Here is a 16,439-nt window from a genome sequence, read left to right on the forward strand (position 1 = left end):
ATCCCCGCGCTCGGCTTCCTGATCTTCTGACGCCGGCCCGAGCAGCGCCGCTGCCGGGAGAGGGCCGGGCGTCGCCCCGGCACGCGCGCCGAGACCTCCCGTCCGTCGGCCCCTCGCGGCAGGATGGCCCCATGACCGCCGCCGGCCGCCACGGGCCCACGCTCAGCCTCGACGACCTCAACCGCGCGCTGCTCGCGCGCCAGCACCTGCTGGCCCCGCGCCCTGCCCCGGCGCCGGGCGTGCCGGTCGGCCCCCGCACCCCGACCCTCGCCGAGGTCGACCATCTCGTGGGGCTCCAGTCGCAGGTCCCCACGACCCCGTACCCCGGGTTGTGGTCGCGCCTCGACGGGTTCCGCACCGACGACCTCGCGGACCGGTTCCTCGACCGCTCGGTCACGCGCATCGCGGTCATGCGCGGCACGGTCCACCTCGTCACGGCCGACGACGCCCTCGAGCTGCCGGGCGTGCTGCGCCCGCTGCTCGAGTCGGGTGTGCGGGTGGGCAGCGTCCACGCCAAGGCGCTGGTCGGCACCGACCTCGACGACGTCGCGGCGGCCGCGCAGGACCTCCTGGCCGAGGGGCCGCTCACCTCGACCGACCTGGGCAGGCTCCTCGGGGAGCGCTGGCCCGACGTCCACCCCCAGCACCTGGCCTACACGGCCCGCTGCTACCTCCCGCTCGTCCAGGTCACGCCGCGCGGGGTGTGGGGAGCGAGCGGCTCCGGCACGACGACGACCTGGACCACGGCCGACGCCTGGACCGAACGACCGAGCCGATCGCTGCGAGACCCCGAAGAACGCTTCGAGGCCCTCGTGCGCCTCGTGCGGCGCTACCTCGCCGCGTTCGGCCCCGCCACCGTCATGGACGCCCAGCGGTGGTCCGGGCTGACGGGCCTGCGCGACGTCGTCGGGCACCTGCGACCCGAGCTCTCGACCTTCACCGGGCCCGAGGGCAAGGAGTACCTCGACCTGCCCGGAGCACCACGCCCCGGCGCATCCGCCCCCGCCCCTCTCGCGCTCGTCGCGGAGTTCGACAACCTCGTGCTGGGCCATGCCGACCGCACGCGCGTCGTGGACGACGTGCGGCGCAGGGCGATCACGACCGTCAACGGCCAGGTGCCCGGGACGGTCCTCGTGGACGGCTACGTCGCCGCGACGTGGAAGGTCCGACGGTCCGGTCCCCGGCAGGCCACGACGCCCGACGCGGCCGCGTACCTCGACGTCACCCCGCTCGGCCACGTCTTCACGCCCACCCAGCGCGCCGCCCTCGAGGAGCGCGGCGACGAGCTGCTGCGGTTCGTGGCCCCCGAGGCGACCGAGCGCGTGGTGGCGGTAGGAGCGCAGTAGGCCTCAGGCCGCGACGGGTGCGACGTCCCCTGCATGGTCGGCCGTGAGGTCCCCCGTCTCGCCGGCCTGCACGGCGCGCCGACCGAGCACGATCGTGTAGACCCAGAACGCCGCGAGCGCGATCGCGCCGATGACGATCTTGAGCCACCACGCCATGCTCGACCCGGTCACGAACCCCTCGATGATCCCGGAGACCGCAAGGACCACCACGAGCCCGATCGCGATCGTGAAGAGCGCCCGCCCTTCCTCCGCGACGGCCCGCCCGCGGGTGCGCGGCCCCGGGTCGATCAGGGCCCAGAAGAGTCTCAGCCCGGCGGCCCCTGCGACGAAGATCGCCGTGAGCTCGAGCAGGCCGTGCGGGGCGATGAGCGTGAGGAACGTGTCGAGCTCGCCGTAGTACGCCATCATGCCGCCCGTCGACCCGACGCCGACCGCGTTGGCGAACATGATGTACGCCGGGAAGACCCCGGAGATCCCGAGCGCGATGCACAGCGCGGCGATCCGGGCGTTGTTGGTCCAGACCATCGACGCGAAGCCCGCACCGGGGTCGTAGTAGCTCGCGAAGGCCTCGTCGACGTACTGCTCGCGCTGCGCGGGCGTCCCCATCGAGGCGAGCGCGTCGGGGTTCGTGGCGACCCACCACCCCGAGATCACGGCGACGCCCACGAACAGGACCATGATCGTCACGGTCCACCACCGGATCCGGTAGAGGGCTGCGGGCACCGAGACGGTCGCGAACCGCACGACGTCACGCCACGCGGGCTCGTGGGCCCCGGCGATGCGCGTACGGGCACGCCCGAGCAGGTCGGAGAGCCGCGTGATGAGCACCGGGTCCGGGGCAGCCGAACGGATCGTGGACAGGTGCGTCGCGACCGACTGGTAGAGGCGGACGAGCTCGTCGGCCTCGGCGCCGTCGAGCGAGCGCTTCTTGGTCAGCTCCTCGAGTCGCGACCACTCGGCGCTGTGCACGGCGTTGAAGGCATCCAGGTCCACGCGGCAACCTTGCCACACCTGGACCCTCCGGGACCGCCCTTGACCTACAGTGGGCCGGACCGCTTCGTGGCCGTCCGCGCGACGGGGCACGAGGTTCGACGAGGCACGAACGAGGAGCACGAGTGCGAGACGGCATCCTGACCGGCGAGGGAGTGGTCCTCGACGCACGACCGGCGTCGTTCGTGACGCGCGCCCTGGGGGCCGTGATCGACCTGACGGCGATCGGGATCGTGCTGTTCGCCCTGCTCTTCGCCGCGGCCGGGTCGGCGCTCGACGCGGTGAGCCCCGAGTTCGCCCCGGCGCTCTGGGCCGTGATCCTGGTCCTCGTCATGGTGGGCATCCCCACCACGGTCGAGACCCTCTCGCGCGGCAGGTCGCTCGGCAAGCTGGCCCTGGGGATCCGGGTCGTGCGCGACGACGGCGGCCCTGTCCGCTTCCGGCACGCGTTCATCCGTGCGCTCGTGGGCGTGGGCGAGCTCTGGCTGACGTTCGGCTCGGTCGCCCTCATCGCGTCGCTGTCGAACGACAAGGGCAAGCGCGTGGGCGACATGCTCGCGGGGACGTACGCGATCCGCGTGCGCGGCGGCAGGCCGACGTACGCCGCGATCTCCATGCCGCCCTACCTGGCGGCCTGGGCGGTGCACACCGACATGCGCAAGCTCCCGGACGGCCTGGCCCTCGCGGTGCGTCAGTTCCTGGGCCGCGCGGCCACGCTCAACCCGGCCTCGCGCGTGCGGATCGGGCAGGACCTCGCGGGCCGCATCGAGCGCTACGTGGCCCCCGGCCCGCCGCCCGGCACGCCCCCCGAGGACTTCCTGTGCGCGGTGCTCGCCGAGCGGCGCAACCGGGACTGGGTCACGGCCCAGCGGGGACAGCAGCTCGCGCACGAGCAGGGCGAGATGCTGCACCGGCTGCCGTACTCGGTGCCCGACCCTCGGAGCTGACCGCCGCGTAGCCGGCCCGCCCGCCGGGCTGGGCCGACCTGGCCGCCGCGGAATCAGCCGTCCGGGCCGCTGGGGCCTCGAAGCGGCCGAAGACCGCCGCGAGCGCCCCCAGGACGAGCGCCGCGGCTCCGAACCACAGGGGACGGCTGGCCCACCAGTCGGCGCTCCACGCCTCGGGCAGCGCCGAGCCCAGCCCGAGCAGCACCACACCGATCACGACGAACATCGCGGTCAGGTGCCACAGGTACAGCGTCATGGAGCGCGCTGCGACCCACGTCACGAGCGTCGCGCCTCGTCCGCCCGCCCAGCGCACGACGACGTCGCGCACCGCGAGCGCCACGCTCACCTGGAGCACCGCGTGGGTCACGGCGAGGGCCGTGGGCGGGCCGAGGTTGGAGATCGCGTCGCCGGGCATCCCGATGAGGCTCAGCGGGTAGGGGCCCGCGGTGACGAGGCCCGCCATCGCGGCGAGCGACGCCGCGGCCGTGAGCCACAGGGCACGACGCGAGGGCAGCGCGTCTCGGCGCACGAGGTCGACGTACGTGATCCCCAGGACGTAGGGCACGGCCCAGCCGAGCAGGACGTTGACGACCGCGACCTGGTCCACGCCGGCACCGAAGCGCAGCGCGTCCACGAGCAGCGGTGCGGCCACGACGAGCGCGACCAGACGCCACCCCCACGCCCGGTAGGCGCGCAGCAGGGCCGGCGTGACGGCGAGCAGCAGCAGGTAGACCCCGAGGAACCACAGGAGCTGGGGCGCGATGCGTGCGACCTGCTGCACCGCCCCCTCCGAGACCCCCAGCGCCGGCAGCACGAGGACCGCGACGGCCCACGTACCGACGAACGCCGCGACGGGCCTCCAGATGCGCGGCAGCCTGCGTCGGACGACGTCCCACCCGGCCGCGACGACGCCCTGGCGACGTGCGGTCGCGACCGGAGCGGCGCCGTCGGGTCCTCCGCCCGTGCCGCGCCACAGCTGGTACGCCGCCGACGCGCCCGCCGCGAAGAACAGCAGCGGCAGGACCTGCAGGACCCACGTGAGGGCCCAGGCGCCGCCGTGCGACAGCGCGTTGCCGATGCCCAGCCGTTCGCCGTCCCACGTGGCCTCGGGCATGAGCCAGTGGACGCTGAGGACCGCGAGGGTCGCGAGGGCGCGCACGGCGTCGACGAACACGTCGCGCCTGGCGGCGCCGCCGGGCGGCACGGCAGCCCGACGGCGGAGCGTCCGGTCGAGCGGTCCGGTCGCGGGCGTCTTGCCCGAGACCTGGGCGGGGTGGCGGCCGACGCTGCGGCGAGGGACGCCGTCCGCCGTGCGGTCGGGACGTGCAGCGGGCGGCGCGAGCGGCCGGGACGGCCGTGCGGAGGGGGCGTCGACGACGGCCACGGGATGCTCCTCGAGACGGGGATCAGGTTCCCTGTCAGTCTTGAAGATCCCGGTTCGTCCCAGAATGGGAGCCGCCCCCGAGGCCGTGGAGGCGATCCAGCGAGCCGGTGCGGGGGCTGTCCCCCGGACGCAGGTACCGCCACCTCACGCTCAGTCCCGCAGGTACCGCCACCTCACGCTCAGTCCCGCAGGTACCGCCACCTCACGCTCAGTCCCGCAGGTACCACCACGTCACGCTCAGTCCCGCAGGTACCTCAGTACCGCGAGCACCCGCCGGTGGTCCCCCGCGTCCTGCGGCAGGCCGAGCTTGCCGAAGATCGCCGTCACGTTCTTCTCGACCGCGCCGTACGACAGGAACAGGCTCTCCGCGATCGCGGTGTTGGACCGCCCCTGCGCCATGAGCTCGAGCACCTCGCGCTCGCGCGGCGTGAGGCGTCCCAGGCCGTCGTCGAGGCGCGAGGCGCCCATGAGCTGGCTCACGACCTCGGGGTCCAGGACCGTCTGCCCCGCGGCGATCCGGGTCAGCGCGTCGAGGAACTCGCTCACGTCCGCGACCCGGTCCTTGAGGAGGTAGCCCACACCCTCAGCGCCGCCCGTGAGCAGGTCGCTCACGAAGCGCGTCTCGACGTACTGCGAGAACAGCAGCACCCCGAGCCCCGGCGAGGACTCCCGCAGCGCCAGGGCCGCACGCAGACCCTCGTCGGTGAAGGTCGGGGGCATGCGGATGTCGATGATGACGACGTCGGGCAGCTCGCCCAGGACCCCGAGCCTGCCGACCTCCGCGACGAGCGCGTCCCCGTCGCCGACCGCCGCGACCACCTCGTGGCCGCGGCGCGTGAGCAGCGCGACGAGCCCGTCGCGCAGGATGACGGAGTCCTCGGCGATGACGAGCCGCACGGTGTACCTCTTCTGTGTTCAAGGGTCGGGGTGGAGCGGGAGGCCGCACGGCCGGCGGGCAGGCAGGCAGTCCCGTGTTCCGGGTCGTGCTCGACCCGGTGGAGCGGACGGGGTCAGACCCTGCTCGGCAAGGTCACGGTGACCACCGTAGGCCCACCGACCGGGCTCACGAGGTCCAACGTGCCGTCGACCGAGCGGACCCGCTCCTCGAGCCCTGCGAGCCCCGAGCGGTGCCCCTGGGCGTCGGGTGTCGAGACCCGGGCGCCTCCCTGCCCGTCGTCGCGCACGCGCAGGCGCAGCGTGCTGCCCTGCTCCTCGACGAGCACGTACACCCCGGACGCGCGTGCGTGCTTCGCGGCGTTGGTCACGAGCTCGGCGACGCAGAAGTACGCGATGGTCTCCACTGCGGGCGAGGGCGCGACGCGCGGGTCGACGTCGACCGTCACGGGCAGGGGCGAGCGCGCCGCGAGCGTCTCCAGGGCGACCGCGAGGCCGTTGTCGAGCGCGGGCGGGTGGATGCCCCGCGCGAGCTCGCGCAGCTCGACGAGCGCCTCCTTGGTCGAGGCGTGCGCGCTGTCGACGAGCTCGAGCGCCTCGGTCGCGTCGCCGCCCGAGGCGAGCTGCTCCTTGGCCTCTCCGAGCTGCATCGCGACCGCGACGAGCCGGGCCTGGGTACCGTCGTGCAGGTCGCGCTCGATGCGGCGCAGCTTGGCGTCGGCGTCCTCGACCGTCCGACCGCGGGACTTCTCGAGGTCACGGACACGCAGGCTCGCGCGCGTGGGGCCCAGGAGGTTGATCGTGAGCAGGCGGAAGAGCTGCGCGAAGCCCCGGACGAGCTGCGGCCACAGCCACCACAGCACGACTCCGGCGGCCGCGAGCGCCGACTGACGCATCGGGGTGTCGACGAACCAGTCGGTACCCATCTGTGCGCCGCGGTGCCACGTGCCGTCGGCCGCCTGCTGGAGCGGGAGGAACTGGGACCAGTACCAGTGCGTCATGGCCCCCACGGCGGTGAAGAAGAAGGTCACGCTCACGACGAACGACACGATCGAGAGCACGAAGCTCACGAGCATGAACGACAGGGCACGCCACCCGGGCCCGTCGGACACGGTCGACCACAGCACGCGCCAGAACCCCCGGCGGCGCTCGTAGGGGGCCGGGGCAAGGACGTCGACCGACAGCATGGAGCGCGCCATGGTCCGGTACATGCCGCCCCAGCCGCGGGCCCCGAGGACGAGCGCGCCCGTCACGAACAGCCCGACGACCGTCACGAGGATCCCGGCCGTGAAGCTCACCGTGAAGATCGCGTAGGCGAAGGCCACGGGCGCGACGAGCAGCGAGAGCCAGATGTACCCGAACTCGCGCCACGTGCTGCGCGCGAACGGCGCGCGCAGGAAGCCGACGTCCTCGCGGTGGTCCGTGTAGCGCGGGTCGACGGGCACGGGGACCCGCCCCGGGCGGGGAGGGCGGGCCGTCGGGGGCGCGTCAGCGCCTGCGGACGCCGGGTGCGTGCCGCCCGGAGACGGCGGCGAGGACGGCTCGGCAGGGGGCACGGGACCCGTGGGGTCGGCAGGGCCGCCGGTGGGCCCGGCGTCGCCGAGCGGCTGGGAAGAGGTCACAGCAGACATGGTGTCAGGGCTCCTGCATCTGGTTCGAGCGGTGCCACCAGTCTTCCCGACGCGCGCCTCTGCGCCCAGGGTGCGCTCCGCCGTCGTGCACGGGGGTTGTCCCCCGTGCGCAGGACGCTAGCGGGCCGCCGGGACCGGGGGTTCCTCGGGGGTCTCGGCGGTCCCCTGCCCGACGGCGGCACCCGCCTCTCCCTCGACCGTCGCCCGGGTCGCGCCGCGCGCGGGCGCCGAGACGACCTGGATCGCGATCACGAGGACGGCCGCGACCAGGGCGATCACGAGGATCGTGCTCCCGCTCGGGTAGCGCGAGAACACCAGGACCGTCAGCGCGCCGGCGAGGACGAGCCCGACGAGGGGCCAGCGGAGCCTCGCGACCCAGATCTCGAACGGGTGCGGCGCGCGCCCACCGTCACCCGCGTGGCCACGGCTGACCGCGCGCACGGCCCAGTTGAAGCCCCCGCGCACCGCGACCGCCGACCGGCTGGACCCTGTGAGGTACGCCGCGAGCGCGACGACCAGACCGAACGCGAAGACGGCCCGCAACGAGGTGCGCAGCGGGACGAGGACCGCGTCGATCAGGGCCGTCGCGGCCGAGGGCGACAGGGTGTCGGACGGGACCGCGCTCAGGTACAGCGACCTCCCGACCGTGATCCCGATCGCGAGGAGCGCCATGGCGACGATGTACGCGACGCCTGCCAGGACCACGGCGCGACGACGACCGCCGCGCGGCGCGGCCCACACCGCGCAGACCGCGACCGCCAGCGAGAGCCAGGGCAGGACGTTCGCGGCCTTGTCCAGGAACGCGACGGCTCGCTGGGCCGTGACGACGTCGTCCGAGGTGAACAGCACGAACTGCGGGTTGATCGACGGAAGGTTCTCGACGAACGTGAAGCCGCGCGCCGAGAGCCGCTTGGTCACCTCGTCGATCATGGGGCCGAGCGAGAGCGTGACCTGGCCGTTCGCGTCGGCCGTGACGGACGTCTCCCCCTCCCCCGTGAGCACCGAGACCAGGTTCTTGTGCGCCTGACGGTTCGCGACGATCCACAGCTCCTCGAACGTCGGGGAGGTCACCATGCGGTCGACCGTCGATCGGACGAACGACTCGCCCTGGCTCGCGAGCAGCGGGGCCAGACCCATGACCTGCGGCGGGAGGCGCTCTGCGTTCTGCGTGAGCGTCGTCAGTGCCTGGGTCGTGACCGACTCGAGGTCGATCCGGTCGAGGATCGCGTCGCTGACCTTGGTGCCGATCTCCGCCTGGATCGCCGGGTCCGAGCCCAGCGGGGTCACGGTCGCGACGTAGTGGTCGGTGTCGAGGATCTCGCCGCGCACGTAGCGGGCGAGGACCGAGCCGAGCATGAGGACCCCGGCCAGGACCAGGAGGACCGTCACCGCGGTCCAACGGACCCAGTGGCGGTGGGGGGCGGCGACGGCCGCTCCGGGTGACGGTGGGGGTGCACTCCGCTCGGCCCGCAGGCGCTGGACCTCGGCGCGCAGGGCCTCGAGCTCGGCGCGTTCGGGGTCGCTGATCGTGGGCTCGCTCGGGACGGTCGCCATCGTCTTCTCCTGTCAGCGCGGTGCTGGGTACATCCTCGCGCAGGAGGGAGGGGTGCGCTCGGGAAGACCGACGCCGCAGGGCCGGGCTCCTCCCGGAACCCGGCCCTGCGGCGTCGACCTCGCGCTCAGGGGCGCGCGCGTCCGCTCAGTAGCGGTAGTGCTCAGGCTTGTACGGCCCCTCGACCGGGATCCCGAGGTAGTCCGCCTGGCTCGTCGAGAGCTCGGTCAGGCGCACGCCCAGAGCATCGAGGTGCAGGCGCGCGACCTTCTCGTCGAGGACCTTGGGCAGGCGGTAGACCTGACGCTCGTAGGTCCGCCCGCCCTCGGGGCGCTTGCTGTCCTCGAAGAGCTCGATCTGGCCGATGACCTGGTTCGAGAACGAGTTGCTCATGACGAACGACGGGTGGCCCGTCGCGTTGCCCAGGTTGAGCAGACGGCCCTCGGACAGGACGATGATCGAGCGCGGCTCCTCGTCGCCCGTGGCCGGGAACGTCCACTCGTGGACCTGCGGCTTGATCTCGGTGCGCGTGATGCCCGGGATCTGGGCCAGCCCCGCCATGTCGATCTCGTTGTCGAAGTGGCCGATGTTGCCGACGATCGCCTTGTTCTTCATCGCCGTCATGTGCTCGGCCGTGACCACGTCCTTGTTGCCCGTGGTCGTGATGAAGAAGTCGGCCTCGCCCAGGACGTCCTCGATGCGCGCGACCTGGTAGCCGTCCATCGCGGCCTGCAGCGCGCAGATCGGGTCGACCTCGGACACGATGACGCGCGCGCCCTGACCACGGAAGGCCTCTGCTGCGCCCTTGCCCACGTCGCCGTAGCCCGCGACGAACGCGACCTTGCCGCCCATGAGGACGTCGGTCGCGCGGTTGATGCCGTCGGGCAGCGAGTGGCGGATGCCGTACTTGTTGTCGAACTTCGACTTGGTGACCGAGTCGTTGACGTTGATCGCGGGGAACAGCAGCTCGCCCGACTCGGCGAGCTGGTACAGGCGGTGCACGCCCGTGGTGGTCTCCTCGGTCACGCCGAGCAGCTGCTCGGAGATGCCGGTCCACCGCAGCGGGTCGGCGGCGAGCGCGCGGCGCAGGACCGAGCGCACGACGTTCATCTCGTGCGTGTGGTCCGGCTCGCCCGGCAGCGTGTCCGGGGGGACCGTGCCGAGGCGCTCGTACTGCAGGCCCAGGTGGACGAGCATCGTGGCGTCGCCGCCGTCGTCGAGGATGAGGTTCGCGCCCTCGTCACCCGGCCACAGCAGGATCTGCTCGGTGCAGTCCCAGTACTCCTCGAGGCTCTCGCCCTTCCACGCGAAGACCGGGACGCCCTGGGGGTCCTCGGGCGTGCCGTGCGGGCCGACGACGATGGCCGCGGCGGCCTCGTCCTGCGTCGAGAAGATGTTGCAGCTCGCCCAGCGCACCTGCGCACCGATCGCGACGAGGGTCTCGATGAGGACGGCCGTCTGGACGGTCATGTGGAGCGAGCCCGCGATGCGCGCGCCGGCCAGGGGCTGCGACTCACCGAACTCGGCGCGCAGCGCCATGAGCCCGGGCATCTCGTGCTCGGCCAGGCGGATCTGGTGGCGACCCGCTTCGGCGAGGGACAGGTCGCGGACCTTGTAGCGGCCGGGGACCTCGTCGAAGGAGGCCTGGGCGGCGGGCGTGGCAGAAGACATGGTGCTCCGAACGACGGTTCTGACGGTGTCGCTCCAGACTACCGGGGGTGACCCGGACAGCGCCGAGCACGACCACGTCGGACGCTCGCCCGCCACGCGGTGCGCCCGACGACGACCCGCACAGGACGGGTCGCCGTCGTGCCGCGCTCAGCGCGAGGTGTAGCCGGCGTCTGCGTGGATCGTCGTACCGGTGATGTAGGACGAGGCGTCGCTCGCGAGCCACAGGCTGGCCTGCGCGAGACCGGCACCCCTGAGGAACGGCGCGGAGCCGTAACAACAGTTCGCGCCCGCGCGCGATAACAAATCTGCTTGACCATTTCAAGATCACGAAGCAGTAACGATCCTGTGAATGGTCAAAACCGCGCGCTCGCAACGATTGAACAGTCAAGCAACTCTCCGCAAACCGCCATGCACACTGGTCACTCGGTAGCAATTCGCCCTGGGATCGGGCAGGGTGCAGGAGACAGATCGACCTGTCCCGGCCCGGCACCTCGCCGTCCGGCGACAAGTCACGGCCCGCAGCGTCTCGCGGCGGCCACCCTCCCGGGCGGCCCCAGGCAGCGGGCCACGATCCGGTGGACCGTGACGCGCCTGACGGCGCTGAGCGCACCGGGAGGTCGCTGCCAGGTCCCCCTGGCGCCCTCCCCGGAGCGTTCCGGAACCGCCACGACACGTGGAAGGTGGCGAGCACCGCCAGCATGACGACCAGCAGCACGAGCAACAGCACCGACAGCAGCACCGGGCAGAGCACGGCCCCGGTCCTGCTCCCGGTCGAGACCGAGCCGTATCCCGGCGCCCACGGCGCCGCCGCCCTTCCCGACGACCGCCCCGTGGCCGTCAGCGTCCAGGGCGTCTACAAGGTCTTCGGCCGTCGCCCGCAGGAGGCCGTGCGCCGCCTCAAGGAGGGCGCGAGCCGCACCGACGTCAAGCCCCTCGGCACGGCCGCGGTCATCGACGCGAGCTTCGACGTCAAGCAGGGCGAGATCTTCGTGGTCATGGGCCTGTCCGGCTCGGGCAAGTCCACGCTCATCCGCATGCTCAACGGCCTGTGGAAGCCCACCGCCGGCCACGTCCTCCTGGGCGACGCCGACCTCGCGACCGTGAGCGCCAAGCAGCTGCGCGCCCTGCGGCGCAGCCGCGTGAGCATGGTGTTCCAGCACTTCGCCCTGCTCCCCCACCGCACCGTCCTGGACAACGCCGCGTACCCGCTCGAGATCCAGGGCATGAGCAAGGCCGAGCGCCGCGACAAGGCGCAGAAGGCCCTCGACCTCGTGGGCCTGGGCGGCTGGCAGGACTCGCTGCCCTCGCAGCTCTCGGGCGGCATGCGCCAGCGTGTGGGCCTGGCCCGTGCCCTGGCCGCGGACACCGACGTGCTGCTCATGGACGAGGCGTTCTCCGCGCTCGACCCGCTCATCCGCCGCGAGATGCAGGAACAGCTCCTCGATCTCCAGCAGACCCTGGGCAAGACCATCATCTTCATCACCCACGACCTCAACGAGGCCATGCACCTGGGAGACCGCATCGCGGTCATGCGCGACGGTCGCACGGTCCAGATCGGCACGGCCGAGGAGATCCTCTCCGACCCCGCGAACGACTACGTCGCGCAGTTCGTCGCCGACGTCGACCGCACCCGCGTCCTGACCGCCTCGTCGGTCATGGTCCGCCCCACGGCGGTCGTCCCGCTCGGCGGGGGCCCGCGCGTGGCGAGCCGCACCATGCGCGAGGCGCAGGTGTCGGCGGCCTACGTCGTCGACCGTCAGCGCGTCCTGCGCGGCGTCGTGCGCGACGACGACGCGGTCGCCCTCCTCAAGTCGGGCGGCGACCACACGAGCATCGAGTCGATCGTGCACGACGGCGTCGCTCCCGTGAGCGTCGACACCCCCCTCGCGGAGCTCTTCGCCCCCGCGGCCGAGTCCCCCCTTCCCGTCGCGGTCACCGACGACAGGAACCGCCTGGTCGGCGTGATCCCGCGCGTGACCCTTCTCGAGGCCATGGTGCCGCCCACGCTCGACGAGAGCGACGACGTCGGGCCCGACGAGGACGAGAACGACGGACCCCGTCCTTCGAACGACGCTGCCGAGGGCGCGACCGCCCCGCACGACGTCCCCACGACGGAAGGAGCGAACGCATGAGCACCACCGACACGTTCGTCCCCCGGCTGCCCCTCGGCGACTGGGTCGACCTCTTCGTCGCCTGGCTGATCGCCTCGTTCAAGCCGTTCTTCGCGGTCGTCAAGGACGTCCTGCTCTCCTGCTACGACGCTCTCGCGCTGGTCCTCCAGGGCCCGCCCTTCCTCGTCGTCGCGCTCGTGCTCGCGGTCCTCGCCTTCTTCGCCAAGGGGTGGAAGCTGGCCGTCACCGCCCTCGTCGGCTTCGTCGTGATCGCGAGCGTCGACCAGTGGGACAACGCCATGGACACCCTGGCGCTCGTGCTCGTGGCCAGCGTGATCTCCCTCGTCATCGGCATCCCGCTGGGCATCTGGGCCGCCCGGAACGACAAGGTCTCACGCGTCGTGCGTCCCGTGCTCGACTTCATGCAGACCATGCCGGGGTTCGTCTACCTCATCCCCATGGTCATGATCTTCCTCACGGGCCCCGTCCCTGGCATCGTCGCGACCGTGGTGTTCGCCCTCGCCCCCGGCGTGCGCTTCACCGAGCTGGGCATCCGCCAGGTCGACTCCGAGGTCGTCGAGGCCGGCCATGCGTTCGGCTCGACTCCCGGGCGCATCCTGCGCCAGATCCAGCTCCCCCTCGCCATGCCGACCATCATGGCCGGCGTCAACCAGGTCATCATGCTCTCGCTCTCGATGGTCGTGCTCGCAGGTCTCGTCGGTGCCGGCGGGCTGGGAGGCGACGTCGTCGCGGCCCTGCAGCGCATCAACATCTCGCTCGGCTTCGAGGCCGGCCTGTCCGTGGTGATCCTCGCGATCTTCCTCGACCGCGTCACCTCTGCGCTCAGCACCCGCTCGCCCGTCGCCAAGGCCCTCGCGGCCAGCGCGGTCTGAGCCCCGGCCCCGTCCGGGCCGGCACGTCTTCTGCACCACCACCAACCCAGGAGGGCACGGCCGCCCCAGCGGCCGGCCCCCGAAGGAAGGACAGCATGTCTCCCGCACGTCACCACCAGGCCCGTCGTCGCACGGCGATCGTCGCCTCCTCGCTCGCGCTGGGGCTCGGGCTCGCAGCCTGCGCCTCGGGCGAGACCGACTCGGGCTCCGGCTCGGCCCCGGCCGAGCCCAGCAAGGACATCACCATCGCGATCCACTCCGGCTGGGACGAGGGCATCGCGGTCTCGCACCTGTTCAAGGCGATCCTCGAGGACGAGGGCTACTCGGTCCGCACCGAGACGGCCGACCCCGGCGTCGTCTACACGGGCATGGCGGGAGGCGACTTCGACGTCAACTTCGACATGTGGCTCCCGCTCACGCACGCCGACTACCTGGAGAAGTTCGGGGACGACCTCGAGGACCTCGGCTACTGGTACGACGACGCCAAGCTGACCGTCGCCGTGAACGAGGACGCCCCCGTCGACAGCCTCGCCGACCTCGCCGCGAACGCCGACCTGTTCGACAACCGCATCGTCGGCATCGAGTCCGGCGCCGGCCTGACCCGCATCACGCAGGACGAGGCCATCCCGACCTACGGCCTGGACGACATGGACTTCGTCATCTCCTCGACCCCGGCCATGCTCGCCGAGCTCAAGAGCAAGACCGACGCGGGCGAGAACGTCGCCGTGACGCTGTGGCGCCCGCACTGGGCCTACGACGCGTTCCCCGTCAAGGACCTCGAGGACCCCGAGGGCGCGATGGGTGACGCCGAGAAGATCCACTCGGTCGCCCGCACGGGCTTCACCGCGGACCACCCTGACGTCGCGTCCTGGATCTCGGCGCTCACGCTGAGCGACGAGCAGCTCTTCTCGCTCGAGAACATCATGTTCAACGAGAACGAGGGCTCGGACAACGACGCCTCGGTGCGCGAGTGGCTCGAGGCCAACCCGACGTTCGTCGACGACCTGAAGGCCGCCGCGAACAGCTGACCCCTCGGTCCTGAGACGCCGCAGGCCGGCACCCCGCGAGGGGTGCCGGCCTGCGGTCGTGCCGCGAGGGGCGCCGTCATGCGGTCGTGCCCCGAGGGGTGCCGGCCTGCGGTCGTGCCGCGAGGGGCGCCGTCATGCGCCAGAGCGGGGCCAGCCGGGCATCAGCTTCCAGGCGCCACCGCGACGACCCGTGCGGTGCCCTCTGATGTGACACTTCCCTTGCGGAAGCCCGTCAGCTCGGCGGTCACCTGGACCGACAAGCTCTTGCCGACGTCGGCGCGGACTGGCACGTAGGTCGCGTTCTTGGCCCCCTTGACCACCTTGCCGTCACGCAGCCACTGGTACCGGACGGTCGTCGGTCCGGACGGCTCGAAGGCCCCCTCGAGGGTCCAGGCGCCCGGCGTCACGGCCAGCTCCGCACCCACGACCGGCGTGCCCGAGACGGCCGGTGCCTCGGTGGCCTCGAGGCGAGGCACCGGGACCTCGATGTTCACGCCCTTGACGGGTGCGCAGCGAGGGACGTCGAGACGCGTGCGCTCAGGCTCTGTCGCGCCGCCGCCCAGGAACACCTTGCCCCACACAGCCGGCCCCGAGTCGGAGAAGTAGTCCGCAGCGACGTGGTAGCGCCCGGGCAGCAGGCCCGTGACCGAGTACGTCCCGTCCGGGGCGACGATCGCCTGGCGCGTCGCGACGTCGGGATTCTCGTCGTCGTAGACGGTGACCGTCGCGGCCGTTGGATGCCATCCAGTCAGCTTTCCGCTGACGGAAGCACAAGTACGCAGCTCGACGTCGACGTCCGGGGTGATCTCGCCCGCGGTCAGCAGCACGGGCGACGCCTTGGCGGCCGTCGACGCCCCCCGGGCCTTGGTCGCCGAGAAGTACGTCGCGGCGTACCGGGAGATGCCGCTCTGCCGGTTGACGCCGATCCGGTAGGTCCCAGGGGTCGACGAGCGCAGGGAGTACGCCCCGTCCGCACCGAGGCCCCAGTCCACCGCGACTTGCCCGGGCCAGCCGACGATCTTTCCGTCCGCGGAGTGGAGCGTGAACGAGTGGTACTCCGAGGCCCCGCTGATGCCCGTGAGCCGCCCCGAGAACCCTCCCGTCTCACCGACCGTGACGTCGAGGTCGAGCGTCCCGGTAGAGACCCGCGTCGCGTCCGCGACGTCCGGGACCAGTGTGGCGGTCCCGTCGTCCGCGACACGGACGTAGCCACCGAGATAGCGTGGGTCGCTGTAGCTCGAGACGAACAGGACGAAGTCGGCACCGATCTCGAGCCCGTCGAACGCGAACTTCCCGTAGTTGAGGGTCGGGGAGGAGCCTGCCCACTCACCCGACCCGCTCTTCAGCAGCTGGACGTACAGGCCGTCGATCCCCATCCCGTCGGCATCGTGGACCGTCCCGTCGATCCGTGGAGAGGGGCGAAGTCGCACAGTGAGGTCCGACGTGCCCCCACGCACCGGGGTCGCGCTCGCGAGGTCGCCTTGCGTGATCCAGGTCCCGTCCTTGAGCGTGAGGTACTGCGAGGTGTTGATGCCCGGCTGGCCCGAGACCGAAAGGACATAGTCGTTGCGGGTGCTGACCCGCTCGATCACGAACGTGCCGTCTTCGCCGACCAGCGCGTTCAGCGACTCGTCGGTAGCGCTGGCCACGACCTGCGTTCCTGCCGCTGCCCGTCCTTCCGAATCCAGCACGTTGCCCTGGATGGTCGAAGGCGCCTCGAGTCGGACGTCACCGAGGGCAGTCGTCTCGGAAAACACCTGGGCGCTCGAACGGTCCCGGGTGAGCCAGCTCTCTCCTCCGGCACTCACGACGAAACCTCCGAGGTACATCGAGGTCGAGTCGTGGACCGCGACCTCGTAAGCAGTCGTCGGATCGAGGCCGGCAAGGCTGAACGTCCCGTCAACCGACGTCCAGGTCCCGACGGGACTCGTCCCGTCAGCAACGTCGTGCACCTGGACCAGGACGTCTGCGACCGGCTGGCTCTCCGGGGAG

At 72.0% G+C, this 16,439-nt stretch carries 13 protein-coding genes; 5 read left to right on the forward strand and 8 right to left on the reverse strand.

Annotation, left to right across the window (positions count from 1 at the left end):
• Positions 1-131 precede the first annotated feature (131 nt).
• A complete protein-coding gene (locus H9641_RS00725; RefSeq protein WP_191800086.1) occupies positions 132-1,346 on the forward strand; it encodes a winged helix DNA-binding domain-containing protein in 1,215 nt (404 codons plus the stop codon).
• 3 nt (positions 1,347-1,349) lie between these two features.
• Here H9641_RS00725 and H9641_RS00730 read toward each other — a convergent pair whose 3' ends face one another.
• Positions 1,350-2,339 carry a stage II sporulation protein M gene (locus tag H9641_RS00730; protein ID WP_191800088.1) on the reverse strand — a complete coding sequence of 330 codons (990 nt, stop codon included), beginning with the start codon at positions 2,337-2,339 and terminating at the stop codon, positions 1,350-1,352.
• 122 nt (positions 2,340-2,461) lie between these two features.
• Here H9641_RS00730 and H9641_RS00735 point away from each other — a divergent pair, with 122 nt between their 5' ends.
• Positions 2,462-3,283, forward strand: a complete 822-nt coding sequence (locus H9641_RS00735; protein WP_191800090.1) for an RDD family protein — start codon at positions 2,462-2,464, stop codon at positions 3,281-3,283.
• Here H9641_RS00735 and H9641_RS00740 read toward each other — a convergent pair.
• The 6 genes from H9641_RS00740 to H9641_RS19830 all read right to left on the reverse strand — a co-directional run bounded on the left by H9641_RS00740 (position 3,195) and on the right by H9641_RS19830 (position 10,718).
• Complete coding sequence (locus H9641_RS00740; RefSeq protein WP_318244300.1) at positions 3,195-4,667, reverse strand: acyltransferase family protein; 1,473 nt, start codon at positions 4,665-4,667, stop codon at positions 3,195-3,197. The genes H9641_RS00735 and H9641_RS00740 overlap by 89 nt on opposite strands.
• Before the next feature lie 237 nt (positions 4,668-4,904).
• A complete protein-coding gene (locus H9641_RS00745) occupies positions 4,905-5,564 on the reverse strand; it encodes a response regulator transcription factor (protein ID WP_191800092.1) in 660 nt (219 codons plus the stop codon).
• 113 nt (positions 5,565-5,677) lie between these two features.
• Positions 5,678-7,183 (reverse strand): sensor histidine kinase, encoded by a 1,506-nt coding sequence (locus tag H9641_RS00750; RefSeq protein ID WP_318244301.1) that lies wholly within the window; start codon positions 7,181-7,183, stop codon positions 5,678-5,680.
• A gap of 126 nt (positions 7,184-7,309) precedes the next feature.
• Positions 7,310-8,746, reverse strand: a complete 1,437-nt coding sequence (locus H9641_RS00755) for a hypothetical protein (RefSeq protein WP_191800096.1) — start codon at positions 8,744-8,746, stop codon at positions 7,310-7,312.
• A 145-nt stretch (positions 8,747-8,891) separates the two neighbouring features.
• Positions 8,892-10,415 carry an adenosylhomocysteinase gene (gene ahcY, locus H9641_RS00760; RefSeq protein ID WP_191800098.1) on the reverse strand — a complete coding sequence of 508 codons (1,524 nt, stop codon included), beginning with the start codon at positions 10,413-10,415 and terminating at the stop codon, positions 8,892-8,894.
• Positions 10,416-10,562: 147 nt separating this feature from the next.
• Entirely contained in the window at positions 10,563-10,718 is a 156-nt protein-coding gene (locus tag H9641_RS19830; RefSeq protein ID WP_225219745.1) for an SDR family oxidoreductase, read from the reverse strand.
• 395 nt (positions 10,719-11,113) lie between these two features.
• Here H9641_RS19830 and H9641_RS00770 point away from each other — a divergent pair, with 395 nt between their 5' ends.
• The 3 genes from H9641_RS00770 to H9641_RS00780 all read left to right on the forward strand — a co-directional run bounded on the left by H9641_RS00770 (position 11,114) and on the right by H9641_RS00780 (position 14,447).
• Complete coding sequence (locus H9641_RS00770; protein WP_191800100.1) at positions 11,114-12,547, forward strand: quaternary amine ABC transporter ATP-binding protein; 1,434 nt, start codon at positions 11,114-11,116, stop codon at positions 12,545-12,547.
• Positions 12,544-13,419 carry an ABC transporter permease gene (locus tag H9641_RS00775; protein ID WP_191800102.1) on the forward strand — a complete coding sequence of 292 codons (876 nt, stop codon included), beginning with the start codon at positions 12,544-12,546 and terminating at the stop codon, positions 13,417-13,419. The genes H9641_RS00770 and H9641_RS00775 overlap by 4 nt, the downstream gene beginning before the upstream one ends.
• A gap of 95 nt (positions 13,420-13,514) precedes the next feature.
• Positions 13,515-14,447: a glycine betaine ABC transporter substrate-binding protein gene (locus H9641_RS00780; protein WP_191800104.1), complete on the forward strand. Its 933-nt coding sequence runs from the start codon at positions 13,515-13,517 to the stop codon at positions 14,445-14,447.
• A gap of 161 nt (positions 14,448-14,608) precedes the next feature.
• Here H9641_RS00780 and H9641_RS00785 read toward each other — a convergent pair whose 3' ends face one another.
• Complete coding sequence (locus H9641_RS00785; protein WP_225219746.1) at positions 14,609-16,096, reverse strand: hypothetical protein; 1,488 nt, start codon at positions 16,094-16,096, stop codon at positions 14,609-14,611.
• Positions 16,097-16,439: the final 343 nt, after the last annotated feature.

Source organism: Oerskovia merdavium (assembly GCF_014836755.1).
In the GTDB taxonomy this organism is placed as follows: domain Bacteria; phylum Actinomycetota; class Actinomycetes; order Actinomycetales; family Cellulomonadaceae; genus Oerskovia; species Oerskovia merdavium.

Coding starts and splice junctions, on each gene's coding strand:
- H9641_RS00725 (WP_191800086.1), top strand. CDS start 132: ATGACCGCCGCCGGCCGCCACGGGCCCACGCTCAGCCTCGACGACCTC.
- H9641_RS00755 (WP_191800096.1), bottom strand. CDS start 8,746: ATGGCGACCGTCCCGAGCGAGCCCACGATCAGCGACCCCGAACGCGCC.
- ahcY (WP_191800098.1), bottom strand. CDS start 10,415: ATGTCTTCTGCCACGCCCGCCGCCCAGGCCTCCTTCGACGAGGTCCCC.
- H9641_RS00770 (WP_191800100.1), top strand. CDS start 11,114: ATGACGACCAGCAGCACGAGCAACAGCACCGACAGCAGCACCGGGCAG.
- H9641_RS00775 (WP_191800102.1), top strand. CDS start 12,544: ATGAGCACCACCGACACGTTCGTCCCCCGGCTGCCCCTCGGCGACTGG.
- H9641_RS00780 (WP_191800104.1), top strand. CDS start 13,515: ATGTCTCCCGCACGTCACCACCAGGCCCGTCGTCGCACGGCGATCGTC.